The organism is Pseudomonas sp. KH_021 (assembly GCF_057838865.1).
In genome coordinates, this window is record NZ_CM174477.1 from 4,149,620 (window position 1) to 4,167,198 (window position 17,579).

The following is a 17,579-nucleotide window of genomic DNA, read 5'->3' on the forward strand; positions in this document are numbered from 1 at the left end:
TGCCGGCGATTGGGCCAACGCGGTGTGTCAGGTATGGCCCATCGCGAGCAAGCTCGGCTCCTACAGGCGATTGGGCCAACGCGGGGTGTCAGGTATGGCCCATCGTGGTGTGTCGGGGGTTATGCTTGATCCAGGCCCATTTGCCAGAAGTCGGCTTCCAGCCGTGAAGCTGTGGCGAATATGCCGGTCAGCTCGGTAAAGCGCTGTTCGGTCATGGTCCGGGCGGCCAGTTCGTCGAGGTGGCGGCGGGCATCGGCAGCCACTTTCTGGTAGCCCTCCCCGGCGTACTCACCGATCCATTCGCGGTACGGATGATCACCCAAGGCTTCGACGCCATCAGGCGCCAAGGCACGGCCAATCTCGGCGTACCCGATCACACAGGGTGCCAGCGCAGCATGCAGTTCCAGCAGGTCACCTGCCGCGCCGCAGTCGAGTACATAACGGGTGTAGGCCACCGTGGCCTGATGCTCCGGCGCCGACTCAATATCCTCACGCGACAGTCCCCAGTGTGCGCACAAGCGCACATGCAGTTCGGTCTCGTCGAGGATCGCGGCCAGGCCGGCCTGGGCGGCGCGGATGTCCGCCGGGGTGCGGCTCTTGTAGGCGGCCAGCGCCCAGGCCCGGGCAAACTGGATTAGAAACAGGTAGTCCTGCACCAGATACTGACGAAACGCTGCCTCAGGCAAGGTTCCCGCACCCATCTGGCGCACGAAGTCGTGATCGACGTAACTGGTCCACTCGCTAGCCGCTGCGTTTTTTAGCCGCAGGAAAATATCCATCGATCAATCCTCGATCACGTAGGCAGCATCAAAGAATTCGCGCTCAAGCTTCACCGCGCGCAGGAAAAAGTCGGTGCTCAAGGCTTCTTCCGAAGGCCCTACCCGATCCAGCTCCGAACGCAGGAATTCAATGAATTCGCAAAAGAACGGATTGTCATGCAGGGTCACCCATTCGGCATGCACGAAGTTGGGCGGCAGCACTTTCGGCGCTCGCGTGGCCCAGTCCAGGTACAGCCATTCCGCCACGTTGAGTACCGACAGTGCTGCAACGTAGGAACGGGTTTCGGCCGCCTCACGCATGATCGCCTTGAAGCCAGCAGTCGAGGGCGCATCGGGTGCATCACGGCGTTGTTGCTCAGTCACCCCCAGCGCCTCGAAGGAGCGCAAAAAGTAGGTGTTCTCTTCCCCCGAGACCATGCCGGCAAAACGGCCCAGGCGCAGACGTGCCTCGAAGGTGTCGGCACTGGCGATGGCCGCGCCGAGCAGCGTCAGGAAACTGTCGATGAAGCGGTGGTCCTGGATCAGGTAGTTGGCCATGACCCGGTTATCGACGGTGCCGGCAAACAGTTCGCTGACAAAGCGGTGCTCGACCGCCTCGGACCAGAAGGGCTCGCTCTTGCGGCGAAGGGTTTCGGTAAAGCGCTCGGTCATGGTGCTGTGCTCTCTTTGGCAACAGCGAGACCGCGGCTATCAAGCAGGGGCGGCCTCGCAGTGAGGCCGGCAAAAAGGCAGGATCGAAAAGCCCCATCCCTTCGCCGGCATGATCCGGATCAGGTTCGAAGGGTCACCGCGCTGCAGTAGCGGTTTCTCAGCCCGATACCGGGCTCCCCTTGGTGGCATGATTCTATACAGGATGCAGGCCCGATTGTCACGCGGGCCTAGCGCTTCAGGCCCGTTGTGGCTGGGCTGCCAGCGGCTTGGCAATGGCAGGCGTCAGCACGTCCGGTTTAGGCGGTTCTGCTTCACCGTTGAGCGCCCTGTTCATCTTCTCGGTGTCCAGCGCCCCCACCCACTTGGCAATGGCCATGGTGCCCACACCATTGCCGATGGTATTGGTAATCGCCCGCGCCTCGGACATAAATCGGTCAACCCCCAGCAGCAGCACCATGCCCGCCACCGGAATGGTCCCAAGCGACGCCAAGGTTGCGGCCAGAATGATAAAGCCCGAACCCGTGACCCCCGCCGAGCCCTTGGAGGTGAACATCAGCACGGCCAGCACAATCAACTGATCGGTCAGGGTCAGTGGTGTGTTGGTCGCCTGGGCGATAAAGATGGCCGCAATGGTGTAGTAGATCGCCTGCCCGTCCGGGTTGAAGGTCAGCCCTGATGGGATAATCATCCCGGCCACCGGCTTGGACACGCCCGCTTTCTCCATCTTCGAGATCATCTGTGGCAGCACCGACTCGGACGAGCTGGTGCCCAGCACCGTAAACAACTCCTCCTTTATAAAGCGCAGGAACTTCCACAGGCTGAAGCCGCTATAACGACAGATTGGCCCCAGCACGAAGATCACGAACAGCGCGCAGGTCAGGTACACACAGGCCATCAGCTTGCCCAGCGAGAACAGCGAACCAAAGCCGTATTTGCCGATGGTAAAGGCAATCGCCCCGAACGCCCCGATGGGTGCCAGGCGCATCACCATGTTGACGATGCGAAACATGCCCTGCATCAGGCTGTCGAGGGTATCGACAAACAGTTTCGCCCGAGGACCTGCATGCGCCAGGGCGACACCCAGCAAAATCGAGAACAGCAGTATCTGCAGCACATTGCCCTTGGCAAAGGCGTCGACGATGGTGTCGGGGATGATGTTCATCACAAAATCCATGAACGTCGTGTGCTTGGCCGCGGTGGTGTAAGTGGCAATGCTTGAGGTGTCCAGCGAGGCAGCGTCGATGTTCATGCCCGCACCCGGTTTGAACACATCGACCACGACCAGGCCGACCACCAGCGCCAGGGTCGAGACCACCTCGAAGTACAACAGCGCTCGAAAGCCGACACGCCCCAACTCCTTCATGTTTTCCATGCGTGCAATGCCAGTGACCACGGTGAGGAAGATCACCGGGGCCAGCAGCATTTTGATCAGTTTGATAAAGGCATCGCCCAGGGGCTTGAGCGCTGTGCCGGTGTCAGGCATCAACACACCGATAACGGCACCGAGGACAACGGCGATCAGTACCTGGACGTAGAGTTTTCCTAGAATGCGTTTCATGACGGGGCCCTGATTTTTTATTGTTGTCAGGAAATGCCAGGGAGCCTGCCCCCTGGCGCTGTGCCGCGATGCTGCTGTGACGCCGGGTCCGATCAGCGATTGATCAAGGCAATCACCGCATCGGTAATCTGCCGCGTGGTGGCGGTGCCGCCCAGGTCAGGGGTGTGCAGGCCGCTTTCAGTCACCGCTTCAATGGCCGACATCAATTGCTTGGCGGCGGCGGCTTCACCCAAGTGTTCCAGCATCATGGCCGCCGTCCAGAAGGTTGCGACAGGGTTGGCCACGCCTTTGCCGGTAATGTCGAACGCCGAGCCGTGGATCGGCTCGAACATCGACGGGAAGTTGCGCGACGGGTTGAGGTTGGCGGTCGGCGCGATGCCCAGGCTGCCGGACAGTGCCGCGGCAAGGTCAGAGAGAATGTCGGCATGCAGGTTGGTGGCAACGATCACGTCCAGGGTCGAGGGTTTGAGCACCATGCGCGTGGTGACCGCATCGACCAGTTCCTTGTCGATTTTTACATCCGGGAAGTCCTTGGCGACTTCGTAGAAGATCTCGTCCCACAGCACCATGCCATGACGCTGGGCATTGGACTTGGTGACCATGGTCAGGTGCTTGCGCGGGCGGCTGCGGGCCAGCTCGAAAGCAAAGCGATGGATACGCTCGACACCAGCACGGGTGAACACTGACACTTCGGTCGCCACCTCTTCGGGCAGGCCCCGATGGACGCGGCCGCCATTGCCGGAGTATTCACCTTCAGAGTTTTCGCGCACCACCACCCAGTCGATCTGATCACCGTTGTGCAGCGGGCTCTTGACCCCAGGCAATACACGCGCCGGGCGCACGTTGGCGTATTGGTCGAAACCCTGGCAGATCGGCAGGCGCAGGCCCCAGAGCGAAATGTGATCCGGCACGTTCAAGGCACCGACGGCGCCAAAGAAAATGGCATCGAAGGTTTTCAGTTCCTGCAGGCCGCCTTCGGGAATGTAGTAGCCATTTTTCAGGTAGTTGTCCGAGTTCCAGTCAAAGTGCTTGAACGACAGCTCAAAGCCAGACTTTTTCGACAGGGCCTGCAGCACTTCAACGCCGGCTGCAATCACTTCAACACCAATGCCGTCACCTGGAACCGCAGCAATTTTGTAGGCGCTCATCAATTCACTCCACTCTTGTTATTCCTGTAGAACCGGGCTGTTCAATCAGGGTGTGAGCGGAGTATATGTAGTGAACGCAAAGGCGTGAGTTACTCAAAATCACTACATAATTAACTTTGAGTTACCAATGGACAAGACCCTCGACCTGTCGTTTTTCTTCCTGCTGGCCAACCAGGGCAGCCTGGCCGCCACCGCCCGCGAACTGGGCGTAACGCCCCCTGCGATCAGCAAGCGGCTGAGTGCGCTGGAAGCCCGGCTGGGTATTCGACTGGTCAACCGAACCACCCGCTCGATGAGCCTCACCACCGAAGGGGAACTGTATTTCAGCCATGCTGCGCGCATCCTGACTCAAATCGACGAGGTCGAGCAGATGGTCAGTAGCAGCCGCGCCACGCCCAAGGGGCTGATTCGCGTCAATGCTTCGCTGGGCTTCGGCCGGCGCTATATCGGCCCGGCGCTGGCAGCGTTCTATGCACGCTACCCAGAAGTGGAAATCCAGCTGGAGATCACCGACCACCCGCTGGACCTGGCCACCCACGGCTTCGACCTGGGCATTCGTTTCGGCACCCTGCCGGACGCCGCTTTTCATGCCCGCAAGATCGCCTCCAACCGCCGGCTGCTATGTGCCTCGCCTTTGTACCTGGAACAACATGGTGCCCCTGAACGCCTGACCGACCTGCCCCGGCACAATTGCATCTTCCTGCGCCAGAACGACACGCCCTATGGCGTATGGAGTTTTACCAACGGCGGACGCACGCAAAACGTCAAGGTGCGTGGCGCGCTCGGTTGCAACGACGGCGAAGTGGCCCTGAACTGGGCACTGGAAGGCTACGGGATTCTGCTGCGGGCCGAATGGGACATCGCCCGCTACGTGCGCAGCGGGCGTTTGCGCCTGGTGCTGGAAGACCAGACACCGACTCGCGCCGACGTCTATGCGGTGTACCCACAACAGCTGCATCTATCGGCGCGAGTGCGCAGCCTGATCGACTTTCTGGTGGAGCGTTTCAAGCGCATCGACCACCTGGATGAACCGGCGTTGAGCGTGGAGTGAAAGACGCTACCTGAGATCGTCAGACAACGGCGATGGCTCGTCGGCCTCGGGCACTTGCTTGACGCGGGTGGGGTCTTCCTTGCCTGGTTCTGGCCTGTTGGGGTGATTGGGGTCTATCACTGGGTCGTGTGGGTTGACTGGCGATTGGGGTGAGAGTGGGTCGTCCACTGGCAGGGAATGATTGCTCATGGTGTACCTCGGCTCGTCAGGGCCTGTGCAGTGCAGGCGATAACGATTAGAGGCTTGGTTGGCGTGACTGTGCCCAGCAGTCGACAGGTGGTGGGGCGGCGCATTTAACGAGCCCGGCTCTTACCCCTGACGGTGCGCGTGCTTGGGTAGGAGCCGGGTTTACCCGCGATGCAGGCGACGCGGTCTACTGGGGAGATGGCGGCGTGGCCATCGCAGCCAAGCAGGCTGTGTGAAAACTCCGACAAAAGTCGACCCACTCAAAAAACGACCTCCTGTAATCGCGTACACGCGACGATCGACTAGTCGGGAGGGGGTCAAGTACCCCCTAAATCAACCAAATTTTGAGTTTTCACACAGCCTGCAAGGCTGGCTCCTACCTTGGATTGTGTCATTCAATGGCTTAACTGGCTGGCATTAAGGCAAGCGAAACTGCGGATCGCCCGTCAGTTTCAACATTAACGCAACCCCTTCCGGCCACGCCCCATACCCGGTTTGGCCATTGATATGTCCGGCACGTTCCACCCACACCAGGTCACTGCCCCACGCTTGTGCGAAGGCCTTGGCTCGTTCATGGGTAACGTACGGGTCGTCAGTACTTGCCACCATGATCGTTGGAAACGGCAGCCGCTCCGTCGACATCGGTGTAAAACCATGAGTGCCGGGAGGATAGCTTTGCGCTTCAGTGTCGCTCGGAGCTACCAACAACGCGCCGCGTACCTTACTCGCCGCGGGATAGCGCTGCGCCCAGCGGGTTACCAGGGTACAAGCCAAACTGTGGGCTACCAGGACCACTTCTCCGTCGGCTGCCGCTATTTCCTCATTCAGGCGCTCAACCCAATCCTCAGCGACGGGCGTCTCCCAGTCCTCCTGCTCAACCCTGCGCAGGCTTGGGAACTGTCGCTGCCATTGTGACTGCCAGTGAGTCTCACCCGAATTGAACAGGCCCGGCAATATTAATACTCTGACAGTCATCTTCTTATTCCCTTTGAAAGCATTCATATGCCCCTGAAGAGCCACTGAGCCGAGGCGTGTAGCCGTTCGCAGATGTGATCACGAGAGCGAGTGTCTTCAGTTACAAGCAAAGAACCAACCACCAGAAGAAAATCAAGAAGATTCCTACAAGAATCTAAAGCAGCGAAGTCTGTTTCACCGCCTGCCCGGAGCTGCTTTGCAGCCCACCGTAACCCAATACGCCCTACGTTCTCTTCAGCCTTCAGCGCGTCTTTGGCGTAGAAACGACTTGAGTCGCGATGGGCTGCAAAGCAGCCCCATGTCCCTGAGGTGGCATCGCGGTGTATCAGGAAAACCGCGGCGTGTTCATCGCGGCTAAAGCCGGCTCCTACCAGAGCGCCACCGTCCGGTAGGAGCCAAACTTGGCTGCGATGGTTCTCACCGCGGTGTATCAGATGACACGCGTCAGTAGATAACCTGCCCAACCTGCAACAACCGCATGCCATTGGTGCCGCCCATGGTGTTGTAGCTATCGCCCTTGGACAGGATCACCCAATCCCCGCTGCTGACTACACCCCGCTCGACCAACGCCGCCACCGCCGCCCGATCAACCTCTTCCGGCGCCAATGCAGCTGGATCGAACGGCACCGGATAAACCCCGCGCAGCAGGCACGCCCTGCCCTGTGTCCCGGTGTGCGGCGAGAGGGCAAAGATCGGCACGCTGGAGCGGATGCGCGACATCACCAGCGGCGTGTAACCGCTTTCGGTCAGGGCGATGATGGCCTTCACGGCTTTGAAGTGGTTGGCGGTGTACATGCACGCCAAGGCGATGCTTTCGTCACAGCGAACAAACTCGCCGCCCAGGCGATGGCCCGAGGTTTCGCTGCTGGGGTGCAGTTCTGCGCCGGTGCAGATCCGCGCCATGGCGGTCACCGCCTCGACCGGGTACTCCCCTGCGGCGCTTTCAGCCGAGAGCATGACCGCGTCGGTGCAGTCGAACACCGCATTGGCCACGTCCGAGACTTCGGCGCGGGTCGGCATGGGGCTGGCGATCATCGACTCCATCATCTGCGTGGCAACGATCACCGCCTTGTTGTGGCGGCGTGCGTGCAGAATGATTTTCTTCTGGATGCCGACCAGTTCGGCATCACCGATTTCCACGCCCAGATCACCTCGGGCGACCATGACCCCATCGCTGGCTTCAATCAGACCATCGAGGGTTTCGTCGCTGGCCACCGCCTCGGCGCGCTCGACCTTGGCCACCAGCCAAGCCTGGCAGCCGGCTTCGCGAGCCAGGCGACGGGCATAGTGCATGTCGTCGGCGTCACGGGGGAACGACACGGCCAGGTAGTCCAGGTCCATCTGCGCGGCGAGCAGAATGTCGGCCCTGTCCTTGTCGGTCAGCGCGGGTGCGGTCAGGCCTCCGCCACGACGGTTGATGCCCTTGTTGTCCGACAGCGGGCCGCCGATCAGCACCACGCAATGCAACGCTTCGCTGTTGGCCGTCTCGACCCGCATCACCACCCGGCCGTCGTCCAGCAGCAGTTCATCACCCGGTTGGCAATCCTTGACCAGGTCCGGGTAGTCGATACCGACGATTTGCGAGTTGCCTTCGGTCAACGGATGGCTGATCGACAACGTGAAGCTGTCACCCACCTTGAGCTCGATGCGCTTGCCGGCAAATTTGGCGATGCGGATCTTCGGCCCTTGCAGGTCGCCCAGTAGCGCCACATGGCGGCCATGGCGCGCGGCGATTTCCCGAATCAACCGGGCCCGGGCAATGTGCTCGGCCGACGTGCCGTGGGAGAAGTTCAGGCGAGCGACGTCCATCCCGGCAAGGATCATCTGCTCGATCACCTCAGGGCTGTTGCTGGCAGGTCCGAGTGTGGCAACGATTTTGGTTCGGCGTTTACGCATTGAAAGCATCCTGAGGTTGAGTGCCGGCCAAGTGTAGGGCGCAGCCCCCTCCGTTCATTTAGGCGAGATCACAACCAGGGCAGGCAGTTGTTGTATCTTTGAACAATTCGTTGATTGCCAGAGTCGCCAGGATGTTTGAGCTCACCCACCAACTTGCCCAGAACATCGTCGATCGCGCGATGGCGATCCTGCCCCAGGATGAGAATCGTCGAGAATGACGGCACGGCCGCGCAGAACCTCAAGGGCAATACGGTGCGAGGCGCACAGTGCTGTTTGCAGATGCGGCCAACTCTGTTGTTCGTTGAAAAGAGTTTTTAATAATAATCAACAATTCATAATAGCTTGATTTAACGATAAAAACCCTCAAGCAACGCCATCGTTCCCTCGGCGACACATAATTGTGTTTGACGCCCCCCAGAAGCACGTTCAAAAATGAGGAAATCGAATAGATATTAAAAACAAAGGTAAATGAACGATGATCATACTTGGAGTCAATAGCTTTTTTGAACACCCTGCCGTTGCCCTGATAAAAAACGGGGAATTAATATTCGCTGTAGAGGATGAACGCCTGACAAGAATCAAGCATGGTAAAAGCTACTCACCCTACAAAACATATATACCATTTGATTCTATTTACTGCGCACTGAAATATTGCGATATCCACGCAAGTGAAATAGACGAAATATCATATTCGTATTCAACGGTTCATCATCGAGCAGAATTGAAAAACTGTTTCAATGGCAAAAGAAGAAGCACGTTTGGTGAAGAATTAGCCGCCTACCATAGCGCCCAACATATCAAATACTTGCTCAGTGGAAAATATGAGCTTCCTTTGCGATATAGCGATTACCTGCCTGCAGGCAGCCTTTCCAATGCACAGTACACAGAGTGGGATCATCATTTAAGCCATGCCGCATCCGCATTCTTTTTTTCTGGAATGGACTCTGCGCTCATCGTGGTATCAGACGGCAGTGGAGAAAAAAGTGCGACCTCTATTTACGTAGGGACTAAAAATGAACTCATCCCCCTCGCCAGTATCGATCTGCCACATTCGTTAGGTCTTTTTTACGCTGACCTGACAAAACACTTAGGGTTCGAACCGTTCGCCGATGAATATAAAGTAATGGGCTTAGCCGCTTATGGTGAGGACAACTACAAGAGCGAAATGCGTGCCATCTTAAACATATCTTCAGAAGGCTATTTCCAATACCATCAAGCGCACCTTGATTCCCTAGGAAAAAAAATACCGAGTCGCACCCACGGTGCAGAACTCACTCAACAACACTTCGATTTGGCATGCAGTGTTCAACGCCGGTTAGAGGAGTGCTTGGTTTCGATAATCAGCTATTACCTAAAAAAAGACAGGGCAAAAAAATTTATGCGTGGCAGGCGGAACATTCCTGAATGTATTAGCCAACAGCAAACTTCACGACATTCCAGATACTGACAATGTGTTTATTCAACCCGCAGCGCATGATGCAGGCACCGCCCTCGGCGCTGCCGCATTATCATGGGTCGCCTCAGGCGGTTCCCCACAAATAAAATATTCATCTATGTTTCTCGGGCCTTCTTACGACGACGACGCTATAAAGAAAGCTATCCACCTAGCGGGTCTGGAAACAGTAAGAGTTTCACCGCACAAGCTCGCCGCTGAAGTGGCCCAACTGCTGGCTGATGAACACATCGTCGCAATGTTTAGGGGACGGATGGAGTTTGGCCCCAGGGCGCTCGGTAACCGTAGCTTACTAGCCTCACCAAAGTCGGCTAAAACTCGAGAAAAACTCAACATCTTAAAAGATCGAGAGATGTTTAGACCTCTGGCGCCGTTAATCACGAGCGAATATTTCCATGATTTTTTTGACGGACAGCCTAATCGATACATGATGACGACGGCAACAGCACGAAACAAAACAGCTCATTTGATTCCCGCCGTAGTCCATAATGATGGAACCTCAAGAGTGCAAACCGTTAGCCGAGAGGATGATGCGTTCTTGCATCAATTGTTGTGCGAATTCAAAGACCGTACCGATATTCCCGTACTCATCAATACGTCATTGAACGTACGTGGCAAGCCAATTGACTTAACCCCGCAAGACGCAATCAACTCATTCTTTTCGTCCGGCATAGACTATTTAGTCATGGAAAACTACATCATCAGAAATCCGAACACATCAACGCTCGGTAAAAACCAATGAACCGCGACGATGTAATGATAAATGCCAATGCGTGGAACAAGCGCACCGACGTCCACTTTAAATCCGAGTTTTATAACGTTGCACAATTTCTGAACGGTGCTCAAACATTACAAAAGCTTGACTTAGAGCTACTAGGGAATATAAAAAATAAAAATCTTTTACATCTGCAATGTCATTTCGGACTCGACACACTCAACCTATGCAGATTAGGCGCAAATTGCCTGGGCCTGGATATCTCAAGTGCCTCAATAAAAAAAGCCAATTTACTGTCCGAACAAACAAAATTGGAGGCAGCGTTTATTACTGCCGATGTACACGACCTAGAAAAAGTAGTGGCGCCCGGCCACTACGATATAATTTATACCTCTTACGGTGTGTTATGTTGGGTACAGGACTTGTCCAGATGGGCAAAAGGAATAGCCAACTCTCTAAAGCCGGGCGGAAAACTGGTCCTGATCGACTATCATCCGCTGTTGAATGTTTTATTTCCGGGCAGTTTATCAGGTGAAAAACGATATCTGCCGAACACGGAAGGCATTTACTCCAGTTCAACAGGGACCTATGCGGACAAAAGTAATTCATTGACGTATGAAGAAATCAGATGGACGTACTCCATTGCCATTATCATCAAATCACTTATCGCCTGCGAACTGAAAATCACCCACTTCGATGAGCATAGTTTCGCACCATACCCTATCGTTTCTTCACTAACAGAAGTTAACGACGGCGTATGGACCGAGCAGAACAACTCGCAGACGCTGCCTTACATTTTCTCTTTAATCGTTGAAAAACCCAATGCGTGAGCAGAATTTACTTCAGAAAACTCGAAAAATACTTAGCAGTCTAGTGTGCTGTTTTAGAAATAATTTACCTGCGAGCCTGTGAGGCCATCGCCTCACGGGCTCGCTGTATCTTGTTCAAGATATCTTCTCCCTTGGCATTCCAAACGTAGCGGGTGGGCTGCGCATTTCGCAGGGCCAGGAACGTGGTAATCGAGCTCTCCAATTCGCGAACCGAGCTGAAACTGCCCTCGCGCAAATACACCGTGATGTCGCGAAAGAAGCGCTCAACCATGTTCATCCACGAGCTGGAGGTCGGGGTGAAATGCATGTGGAAGCGTTTGTGCTTCTCAAGCCACGCCTTCACTTTCGGGTGTTTGTGCGTGGCGTAATTGTCCACGATCAGATGCAACTGAAGATGCTTGGGCGTTTCGCGATTGATCTTTTTGAGAAATTCCAGCCACTCCTGATGCCGGTGTTGGCGCTCGATGCAACTGATCAAACGCCCCTGAAGATAATCCAGCGCCGTGAACAAGGTGACGGTGCCATGGCGGATATAATCGTGCGACTGCGTACGGATATGACCGATCCCCAGAGGCAGACCAGGCTGCGTTCGCTCCAGGGCTTGAACTTGGCTTTTCTCATCGCAGCAGAGCACCAACGCCTTGTCTGGCGGGTCGAGATACAGCCCGATCACATCCCAAAACTTCTCTTCGAAATGCGGATCATTGGACAGTTTGAAGGTCCGGGTCAGGTGCGGTTTCAGGTCATTGGCGGCCCAAAGTCTGTGCACGCTGGTGGCCGAGATCCCAGCGACTCGCGCCATGCTCCGACAGCTCCATCGAGGCTCACCGATTCGCGGCTGAGTCACCTGTTCAAGGACACGACGCACGGCGTCAGCCGGCAAGGACATTTTGCGCCCACGCCCCGGCTTGTCGAGCAAACCGTCCAATCGAAGCGTTTGAAAACGCTGGCACCAACAGGTGATTGTGGGAAGTGAAAAACCAGTCAAGCGAGCGATCTCTATCCGCGAACAACCTTGGGCTGCCAGCAGGATTACTCGGGCGCGACGGCCGTCGCGCTGACTGATGGTGGCCGAGCGAACTCGGCGGCTCAGTTCGGCCTGTTCTTCTGGGCTGAGGATAATTTCTTGGGCGTTCACTTGCGTTCCCCCGAGCGCTGAATGACAGAGGAAGTGTAGCCAAGACTCAAGAAAAGTTATTTATAAAACAGCACACTAGTGGGCGACCTTGAACCCCCTTCAGGGAAGTTTGGGCAACGACCTACCCCCCTTCGGACGACATGAAAAAATGTCCACCACAACGGGTTATAATGTCTACCTGAAACGTGAGGATTTAATCGACTCCCTGGGGTGTGGTCATAAATTAAGAAGGCTAAGTTATCTAGAACATGAGGTTAAATCAGCTAAAATCTCTGACGTTGTGACCATCGGCAGCTTGCCGTCGAATCAGACGAAATCAGTAGCATTCTTCGCCAATATGTTAAATATTGATTCACACCTGATCTATGGCGGGGACAAGCCAACTAATCATTCTCTATTCAATGCCAATTACCATCTCGCCACGCGGCTAACCGACAACATCATTTGGCATGACAATGCTCCTTGGATTGATCTCGAAAATATTGCCCTCTCACATACCCAGTGGCTTTGCAATGAAGGTAGGAACGCAATATACATTCCCTCTGGGGTAACAAGTACCCATGCTTTATTGGGAAGCATAGAGTTGGGCATAGAGCTTTTTCTACAAATGCCAGAAATGAAAACGGATGTTGCAATATTTGTATGTGCTGGCTCAGGCGCAACAGCGGCAGGACTATCAATTGCATGGCAGCTATTAAATTTACCATGGCAAGTACACGGAATATGCATCGGTGAGGATGCCAGATCTGTCGATAGAAAAGCGCAATTCTTTATCGACGACTGGCACGATCACCACAGAATCAAACGGTCGTGCAGAAATCTGTTTTTTCATGATGATGGATTAGGTATAGCCTACGACATTCCTTCTCAAGAAGAACTAGATATGACAAACATAATACTTAAGGAGACGCTGAACAAATCACCGATTCATACCGAGCCCCATTTTCAAACCGGTTTTTTCGCCCTACCGGTCTTATTCCACGTTTCTGGGGCCGATTTCAGGCCCCATTTTGCTAATTAGCGGGCCAACCCCGCCTTTCAGACGGATTTATCCCGCCATGCGCTGGAAATACCGCTTGGCCAGCATCAGATTGGCCAACCCGAACAGACTAAACAACTGCGCGGTGTTCTTTTCCAGCCCGCGGTAACGCACCTTGCGATGATTGAAGCGCACTTTGATCACTTGGAACGGATGCTCTACCTTGGCACGCAGTTGCGCCTTGGCGTATTCGATCTTGCGCTTGGCCCTGTACAGCACGCTGTCTTTGCCGTGATGCTGGTAGCTGCTTGGCCGTGCTGCAATCGACCAGATAACGTCCCGTTCAGCATGCTCCGCTCGCTTGTCCGCACCGGTGTATCCAGCATCTCCCGAGACATAGGTTTCGGCACCGTGTAGCAGCTTGTCGACCTGGGTGACATCGGCCACGTTGGCCGCCGTCCCCACCAGGCTGTGCACCAGCCCCGACGTGGCGTCGACGCCAACGTGGGCCTTCATCCCAAAGTGCCACTGATTGCCTTTTTTGGCCTGATGCATCTCAGGGTCGCGCTTGCCTTCTCGGTTCTTGACCGAGGGCGGTGCGGCGATCAGGGTGGCATCGACAATGGTGCCTTCCTTGAGCAACAGACCACGATTGGCCAGATGCTGGTTGATCGTTTCAAACAGCACCCGTGTCAGCTGATGGGTTTCCAGCAAGCGGCGAAAACGCAGCAAGGTAGTGGCGTCCGGTGCCGACTCGCGGCCCAGGTCAATGCCCATAAATCCACGAATGGCCTGGCTGTCGTAAACAGCATCTTCGGTACCTTCATCGGAGAAACCGAAACACTGCTGCACGACATACATGCGCAGCATGCGCGACAACCCAATCGCGGGGCGCCCGCGCTTGCCTGTGGTGTCGCCGTAAAACGGCGCCACCTGCGCCTCCAACTGCGCCCAGGGCACCAACTGCTCGATATCAGTCAGGAAACGATCGCGGCGCGTTCGCTTTTTCTTGCCGGCGTATTCGAGTTCGGAGAAGGTCTTCTGCATGTCGGGTAACGAGGCTCACGAAGAGGATGGCTGGCTGAAGGTGTGTAGTGTGCCAAGGGTCGGGGGCGGTTGGCTATTTATGCAGCGTCTCCTTAAACACTATGGATTTATTGCCGATATTAATTACATGACTAAAACTATAATTGGAATGAAAAAAATACTTAAAAAAAATCTCATACAAAAATCCTGGTCGATCGTACTACTGCATTCCGGAGGACACATTGGTGCGCTTTGCCAACAAACAGGGGAATAAAAATGCATCCAGACGCTATAGAGCCTTGCAAATCAAAGCTGCCTGCTAGCACTGGTGTTTTCTATAAGTTAATTAAAGATCTGGAATTTGCTTTCAGCAACGCAGCAAGCAGTGATACGCTGATGCAGCAGGTGTCGTTAATTCTGAAGTCGTTTGGTAAGCATGGTTTAATTGCCAAACTAAAAACCTTGATCAACGACCCTATAGAATTAAAAAAAATAGCCAACAATAGCTATTTTCAGGGTAATGGGTTTTATAAAATCCCCCTCTATCAAGGAAAAAAGTTTAGCATTAGGTTCCATTTATACACTAAAGACCATAGCGCAGAGGAAAACCTGCACAGCCATCGTTGGTGGTTCGCTTCCTTAATCACGGACGGATATTTGTCGACAGAAATATGGGAAGACTCAGCACTCCCGGAAGCCACTCAATATCGTGAAATTTTCTATATGGGAAAAAATAGCGAGTTCATCGCGGCGGGAGAAACAAGCGTTGAACGGGTAAAACACATCATCTACAACAGCGGCGACACGTATATCTGCCCTACGGAGACTTTACATCGTGTGTTGGTAAACAATTGTACGTCTATGACCGCAACGCTCATTTGCAAAGCTAACAGTGGGAGATCTTGGTCACGAAATATTGTCGTCAATGACCACATTCCAACTATCACACCGACATATATCGAAGAAAGCAAACTGATCGAGATCATAAATAACTATATAGACCATTCTATTTGAAGGTATCTAAGGGGGAGGCTAGCATGAATCTTAAACAATTGGTCGACATGATGGGTACACTGTCTATATTCCCAAAAACCCATTTGAACCTCATACCCAGTGAAAACTGTCTTTCCCCATTGGCGAGAATCCCTTACTTACTAGACATCCAATCCCGATACTATTTAGATGACCTAAGGCAATTCGGCCAATTTGTTTTCCCTTCAGGCATGGAAATTGAAAAAATTATTGAGGGCATGCTGTATCCTTGCTTAAAAAAATTAACAGCTGCCGACTATATAGATGCCAGACCTTTATCAGGCTTGAGTGCAATGACCATCAGCATTGCTGCATTAACCGCCCCGAATGATGTTGTCTTCTCAATTTTTCCAGCCGATGGTGGTCATGCAAGCACAGAGCGTGTGGTGACATCAATGTCGAGAACAACTGTGTATATGCCATTTGCAGGTCTAGACATGTTGGATATCCCCGCGTTGGAGAAGCTCATTATTAATCACCGACCCGCATTGATTTACGTTGATCAATCTACATTTCTGACACCTATAGATCCCACTTCTATTATCAAGCTTATACAACATCATTCTCCCAAAACAAAAATTGCGTATGATATTAGTCATACCGGTGGTTTGGTATTTGGTAAAAACATCAAAAATCCATTAGATCAAGGCGCCGATTTGCTATGCGGTTCTACTCATAAAACCTTTCCGGGACCACATAAAGGCTTTATATGCACTCGAGCAAAAGAACTGTATCAAAAAATCCAGAAAAGCACGGATCACTTTGTAAGCCACCCTAACACCCAGCCCTTTCAAGGTCTTTCATCTTTTTTGGCCTTGAGCACCCGGTCCGTCGATACATGAGCACGCGCAGCTTTGCCCTCGAGCCATTCCTTGGGTTTATCTACTTTGGGGCCGCGTTTGCTTTTAGCGACCTGTCGGGGCTGGATATTCCTGGCCAGCGCCAACAGACGCTCCGCCAGAGTTTCTGAGGTCGTTTGGAGTGATAGGTAATCCGAGGGCAACGCGATCTGCATCCCCTCATAACTGCTGCGCACCTGCACCGCCAGGTGGAAGATCGAAGCTTCCCAGCCCTCGGGCTGCGTCTGGCGATGGGCCTGTTCAACACTGCGCTTAAGGACCGACAAAACGTTGTAGGCCAAGATCGCCGAGGCAAAACCGAGCAAGGCCGCTCGGGGGTTGCCCAGGCTTGCGATTTCACTGTCCAGCACCGATTCCAGGCGTTGGAACATCCCTTCGATACTCCAGCGACGACGGTACAAATCAGCGATCTGCTGAGCACTGATGCTGTCGGGCAAATTGCTCCAGAATAAGAGCGTGGAGTCACCCGACTCAGTGGGCGTTCGCAAGCTCAGTTCAATTCGCCGCCAGCAGCGTCCGCCTTTCAATTCGATGGTTTGTTCACGCACCGTTCCAGCCTCGACAGACACGGGTTCTTGCCAGTCGTTTTCCTGGATCAGGCGTGGATGGTGACTCTGCTGACGAATAATGAACGAGGCGCCCGACTCCTCGCAGGCTTCCATGACGGGGAGCGTGCAATAGAGCCGATCGGCCATCCACAGCTGTCCCGCCCTCGCACTCGCCAGCAACGGCAGTACGCTGACGCGTTCACTGGCGTAGGCATCTTCGCAGGGCTGAAGGTCAACGACCTGATCCAGGTCGGGGTCATAGACCACGACCGAAAAACCAGGCCGCGCGGCGCCTCGTTCACGCCGCAAAGCCCCCAGACGTTTTTCGGTAGAAGGCAGGTGGTTGCCGTCGACGATACGCAGTTGCCAGCCGGGCAAAATGGCTGAACAGCCCAACGCTTCTATGGTCGGGGTCAACCGCTCTGCGCTGCCGGTGACCAGGGCCCGCAGCAACGCGGGTTCTGTGCGGCTGACCTTGTCATAGAGCGCTGCCAAGGTAACCGGAAGGTCCTCCATCTGACGTGCAGCGGCATGCAGTGAAGGTCGTAAACCCAATGAAACAAGGGACATCAGCTCAACGATGGTCGAAAACAAAAGCTCACGCGGGTACTGGCGTTGGCGATGGTTTTCGAACACCTGATCGACCCACTCGGCCGGGATGGCCTGCTCCAACGCCAACTTGGCCATGACGCTGGCCGGTGCTTTTTTTTCAAACCGCGCTAAGACTTCTTCCCACATCGTTTCGTCATCCTGG

The 17,579-nt window shown here is 54.5% G+C and carries 18 protein-coding genes and 1 riboswitch; of the genes, 8 read left to right on the plus strand and 10 right to left on the minus strand.

The window, feature by feature from the left end:
• Positions 1 to 119: 119 nt before the first annotated feature.
• From tenA to AC3IX4_RS19100, 4 genes are all read right to left on the minus strand, one after another.
• A complete protein-coding gene (gene tenA / locus AC3IX4_RS19085) occupies positions 120 to 779 on the minus strand; it encodes a thiaminase II (protein WP_489256961.1) in 660 nt (219 codons plus the stop codon).
• A 3-nt stretch (positions 780 to 782) separates the two neighbouring features.
• Positions 783 to 1,430: a TenA family protein gene (locus tag AC3IX4_RS19090; protein WP_489256962.1), complete on the minus strand. Its 648-nt coding sequence runs from the start codon at positions 1,428 to 1,430 to the stop codon at positions 783 to 785.
• A gap of 79 nt (positions 1,431 to 1,509) precedes the next feature.
• Positions 1,510 to 1,620, minus strand: a riboswitch (TPP riboswitch).
• Positions 1,621 to 1,665: 45 nt separating this feature from the next.
• Positions 1,666 to 2,988: a dicarboxylate/amino acid:cation symporter gene (locus AC3IX4_RS19095; RefSeq protein WP_489256963.1), complete on the minus strand. Its 1,323-nt coding sequence runs from the start codon at positions 2,986 to 2,988 to the stop codon at positions 1,666 to 1,668.
• Positions 2,989 to 3,080: 92 nt separating this feature from the next.
• The gene (locus AC3IX4_RS19100) at positions 3,081 to 4,136 is read right to left on the minus strand and encodes a tartrate dehydrogenase (RefSeq protein WP_489256964.1); all 1,056 of its coding nucleotides are present in this window, start codon (positions 4,134 to 4,136) and stop codon (positions 3,081 to 3,083) included.
• Positions 4,137 to 4,263: 127 nt separating this feature from the next.
• Here AC3IX4_RS19100 and AC3IX4_RS19105 point away from each other — a divergent pair, with 127 nt between their 5' ends.
• Positions 4,264 to 5,187 (plus strand): LysR family transcriptional regulator, encoded by a 924-nt coding sequence (locus tag AC3IX4_RS19105; RefSeq protein WP_489256965.1) that lies wholly within the window; start codon positions 4,264 to 4,266, stop codon positions 5,185 to 5,187.
• Positions 5,188 to 5,193: 6 nt separating this feature from the next.
• Here AC3IX4_RS19105 and AC3IX4_RS19110 read toward each other — a convergent pair whose 3' ends face one another.
• The 3 genes from AC3IX4_RS19110 to pyk all read right to left on the minus strand — a co-directional run bounded on the left by AC3IX4_RS19110 (position 5,194) and on the right by pyk (position 8,244).
• Positions 5,194 to 5,376: a hypothetical protein gene (locus AC3IX4_RS19110; protein WP_489256966.1), complete on the minus strand. Its 183-nt coding sequence runs from the start codon at positions 5,374 to 5,376 to the stop codon at positions 5,194 to 5,196.
• A gap of 414 nt (positions 5,377 to 5,790) precedes the next feature.
• Positions 5,791 to 6,348 carry an RBBP9/YdeN family alpha/beta hydrolase gene (locus AC3IX4_RS19115; RefSeq protein ID WP_489256967.1) on the minus strand — a complete coding sequence of 186 codons (558 nt, stop codon included), beginning with the start codon at positions 6,346 to 6,348 and terminating at the stop codon, positions 5,791 to 5,793.
• Positions 6,349 to 6,792: 444 nt separating this feature from the next.
• Complete coding sequence (pyk, locus tag AC3IX4_RS19120) at positions 6,793 to 8,244, minus strand: pyruvate kinase (RefSeq protein WP_489256968.1); 1,452 nt, start codon at positions 8,242 to 8,244, stop codon at positions 6,793 to 6,795.
• A 475-nt stretch (positions 8,245 to 8,719) separates the two neighbouring features.
• Here pyk and AC3IX4_RS19125 point away from each other — a divergent pair, with 475 nt between their 5' ends.
• The 3 genes from AC3IX4_RS19125 to AC3IX4_RS19135 are packed head-to-tail and all read left to right on the plus strand — an operon-like array spanning position 8,720 to position 11,242.
• A complete protein-coding gene (locus AC3IX4_RS19125; RefSeq protein ID WP_489256969.1) occupies positions 8,720 to 9,691 on the plus strand; it encodes a carbamoyltransferase N-terminal domain-containing protein in 972 nt (323 codons plus the stop codon).
• Positions 9,627 to 10,439: a carbamoyltransferase C-terminal domain-containing protein gene (locus tag AC3IX4_RS19130; RefSeq protein WP_489256970.1), complete on the plus strand. Its 813-nt coding sequence runs from the start codon at positions 9,627 to 9,629 to the stop codon at positions 10,437 to 10,439. Before AC3IX4_RS19125 ends, AC3IX4_RS19130 begins: the two co-directional genes overlap by 65 nt.
• Complete coding sequence (locus tag AC3IX4_RS19135; protein ID WP_489256971.1) at positions 10,436 to 11,242, plus strand: class I SAM-dependent methyltransferase; 807 nt, start codon at positions 10,436 to 10,438, stop codon at positions 11,240 to 11,242. Before AC3IX4_RS19130 ends, AC3IX4_RS19135 begins: the two co-directional genes overlap by 4 nt.
• 64 nt (positions 11,243 to 11,306) lie before the next feature.
• On the opposite strand, the gene AC3IX4_RS19140 is transcribed toward AC3IX4_RS19135, so the two are convergent.
• Positions 11,307 to 12,380 carry an IS630 family transposase gene (locus tag AC3IX4_RS19140; RefSeq protein WP_489256972.1) on the minus strand — a complete coding sequence of 358 codons (1,074 nt, stop codon included), beginning with the start codon at positions 12,378 to 12,380 and terminating at the stop codon, positions 11,307 to 11,309.
• 148 nt (positions 12,381 to 12,528) lie between these two features.
• Here AC3IX4_RS19140 and AC3IX4_RS19145 point away from each other — a divergent pair, with 148 nt between their 5' ends.
• Positions 12,529 to 13,401, plus strand: coding sequence for a pyridoxal-phosphate dependent enzyme (locus tag AC3IX4_RS19145; protein ID WP_489256973.1), 873 nt, complete (start codon positions 12,529 to 12,531; stop codon positions 13,399 to 13,401).
• A 27-nt stretch (positions 13,402 to 13,428) separates the two neighbouring features.
• On the opposite strand, the gene AC3IX4_RS19150 is transcribed toward AC3IX4_RS19145, so the two are convergent.
• Entirely contained in the window at positions 13,429 to 14,406 is a 978-nt protein-coding gene (locus tag AC3IX4_RS19150) for an IS5 family transposase (protein WP_489256974.1), read from the minus strand.
• Here AC3IX4_RS19150 and AC3IX4_RS19155 point away from each other — a divergent pair.
• Genes AC3IX4_RS19155 through AC3IX4_RS19165 form a run of 3 tightly spaced genes read left to right on the plus strand, consistent with a single transcriptional unit; the run spans position 14,405 to position 16,259 of the window.
• Positions 14,405 to 14,659 carry a hypothetical protein gene (locus AC3IX4_RS19155; RefSeq protein WP_489256975.1) on the plus strand — a complete coding sequence of 85 codons (255 nt, stop codon included), beginning with the start codon at positions 14,405 to 14,407 and terminating at the stop codon, positions 14,657 to 14,659. The genes AC3IX4_RS19150 and AC3IX4_RS19155 overlap by 2 nt on opposite strands.
• Before the next feature lie 2 nt (positions 14,660 to 14,661).
• A complete protein-coding gene (locus tag AC3IX4_RS19160) occupies positions 14,662 to 15,399 on the plus strand; it encodes a hypothetical protein (protein WP_489256976.1) in 738 nt (245 codons plus the stop codon).
• A gap of 23 nt (positions 15,400 to 15,422) precedes the next feature.
• Positions 15,423 to 16,259: a PLP-dependent aminotransferase family protein gene (locus AC3IX4_RS19165; protein ID WP_489256977.1), complete on the plus strand. Its 837-nt coding sequence runs from the start codon at positions 15,423 to 15,425 to the stop codon at positions 16,257 to 16,259.
• Here the strand turns inward: AC3IX4_RS19165 and AC3IX4_RS19170 are convergent.
• Complete coding sequence (locus AC3IX4_RS19170) at positions 16,208 to 17,512, minus strand: IS4 family transposase (protein WP_489261189.1); 1,305 nt, start codon at positions 17,510 to 17,512, stop codon at positions 16,208 to 16,210. The two genes, AC3IX4_RS19165 and AC3IX4_RS19170, sit on opposite strands and share 52 nt — an antisense overlap.
• Between the last annotated feature and the right edge of the window lie 67 nt (positions 17,513 to 17,579).

What these genes read in the sequence shown, in the direction of transcription:
- AC3IX4_RS19125 (WP_489256969.1), top strand. Translation starts at nt 8,720, where the DNA reads ATGATCATACTTGGAGTCAATAGCTTTTTTGAACACCCTGCCGTTGCC.
- tenA (WP_489256961.1), bottom strand. Translation starts at nt 779, where the DNA reads ATGGATATTTTCCTGCGGCTAAAAAACGCAGCGGCTAGCGAGTGGACC.
- AC3IX4_RS19150 (WP_489256974.1), bottom strand. Translation starts at nt 14,406, where the DNA reads ATGCAGAAGACCTTCTCCGAACTCGAATACGCCGGCAAGAAAAAGCGA.
- AC3IX4_RS19095 (WP_489256963.1), bottom strand. Translation starts at nt 2,988, where the DNA reads ATGAAACGCATTCTAGGAAAACTCTACGTCCAGGTACTGATCGCCGTT.
- AC3IX4_RS19105 (WP_489256965.1), top strand. Translation starts at nt 4,264, where the DNA reads ATGGACAAGACCCTCGACCTGTCGTTTTTCTTCCTGCTGGCCAACCAG.
- AC3IX4_RS19145 (WP_489256973.1), top strand. Translation starts at nt 12,529, where the DNA reads ATGTCCACCACAACGGGTTATAATGTCTACCTGAAACGTGAGGATTTA.
- AC3IX4_RS19100 (WP_489256964.1), bottom strand. Translation starts at nt 4,136, where the DNA reads ATGAGCGCCTACAAAATTGCTGCGGTTCCAGGTGACGGCATTGGTGTT.
- AC3IX4_RS19160 (WP_489256976.1), top strand. Translation starts at nt 14,662, where the DNA reads ATGCATCCAGACGCTATAGAGCCTTGCAAATCAAAGCTGCCTGCTAGC.
- AC3IX4_RS19165 (WP_489256977.1), top strand. Translation starts at nt 15,423, where the DNA reads ATGAATCTTAAACAATTGGTCGACATGATGGGTACACTGTCTATATTC.
- AC3IX4_RS19170 (WP_489261189.1), bottom strand. Translation starts at nt 17,512, where the DNA reads ATGGCCAAGTTGGCGTTGGAGCAGGCCATCCCGGCCGAGTGGGTCGAT.
- AC3IX4_RS19110 (WP_489256966.1), bottom strand. Translation starts at nt 5,376, where the DNA reads ATGAGCAATCATTCCCTGCCAGTGGACGACCCACTCTCACCCCAATCG.
- AC3IX4_RS19155 (WP_489256975.1), top strand. Translation starts at nt 14,405, where the DNA reads ATGTCGGGTAACGAGGCTCACGAAGAGGATGGCTGGCTGAAGGTGTGT.
- AC3IX4_RS19135 (WP_489256971.1), top strand. Translation starts at nt 10,436, where the DNA reads ATGAACCGCGACGATGTAATGATAAATGCCAATGCGTGGAACAAGCGC.
- AC3IX4_RS19115 (WP_489256967.1), bottom strand. Translation starts at nt 6,348, where the DNA reads ATGACTGTCAGAGTATTAATATTGCCGGGCCTGTTCAATTCGGGTGAG.
- pyk (WP_489256968.1), bottom strand. Translation starts at nt 8,244, where the DNA reads ATGCGTAAACGCCGAACCAAAATCGTTGCCACACTCGGACCTGCCAGC.
- AC3IX4_RS19090 (WP_489256962.1), bottom strand. Translation starts at nt 1,430, where the DNA reads ATGACCGAGCGCTTTACCGAAACCCTTCGCCGCAAGAGCGAGCCCTTC.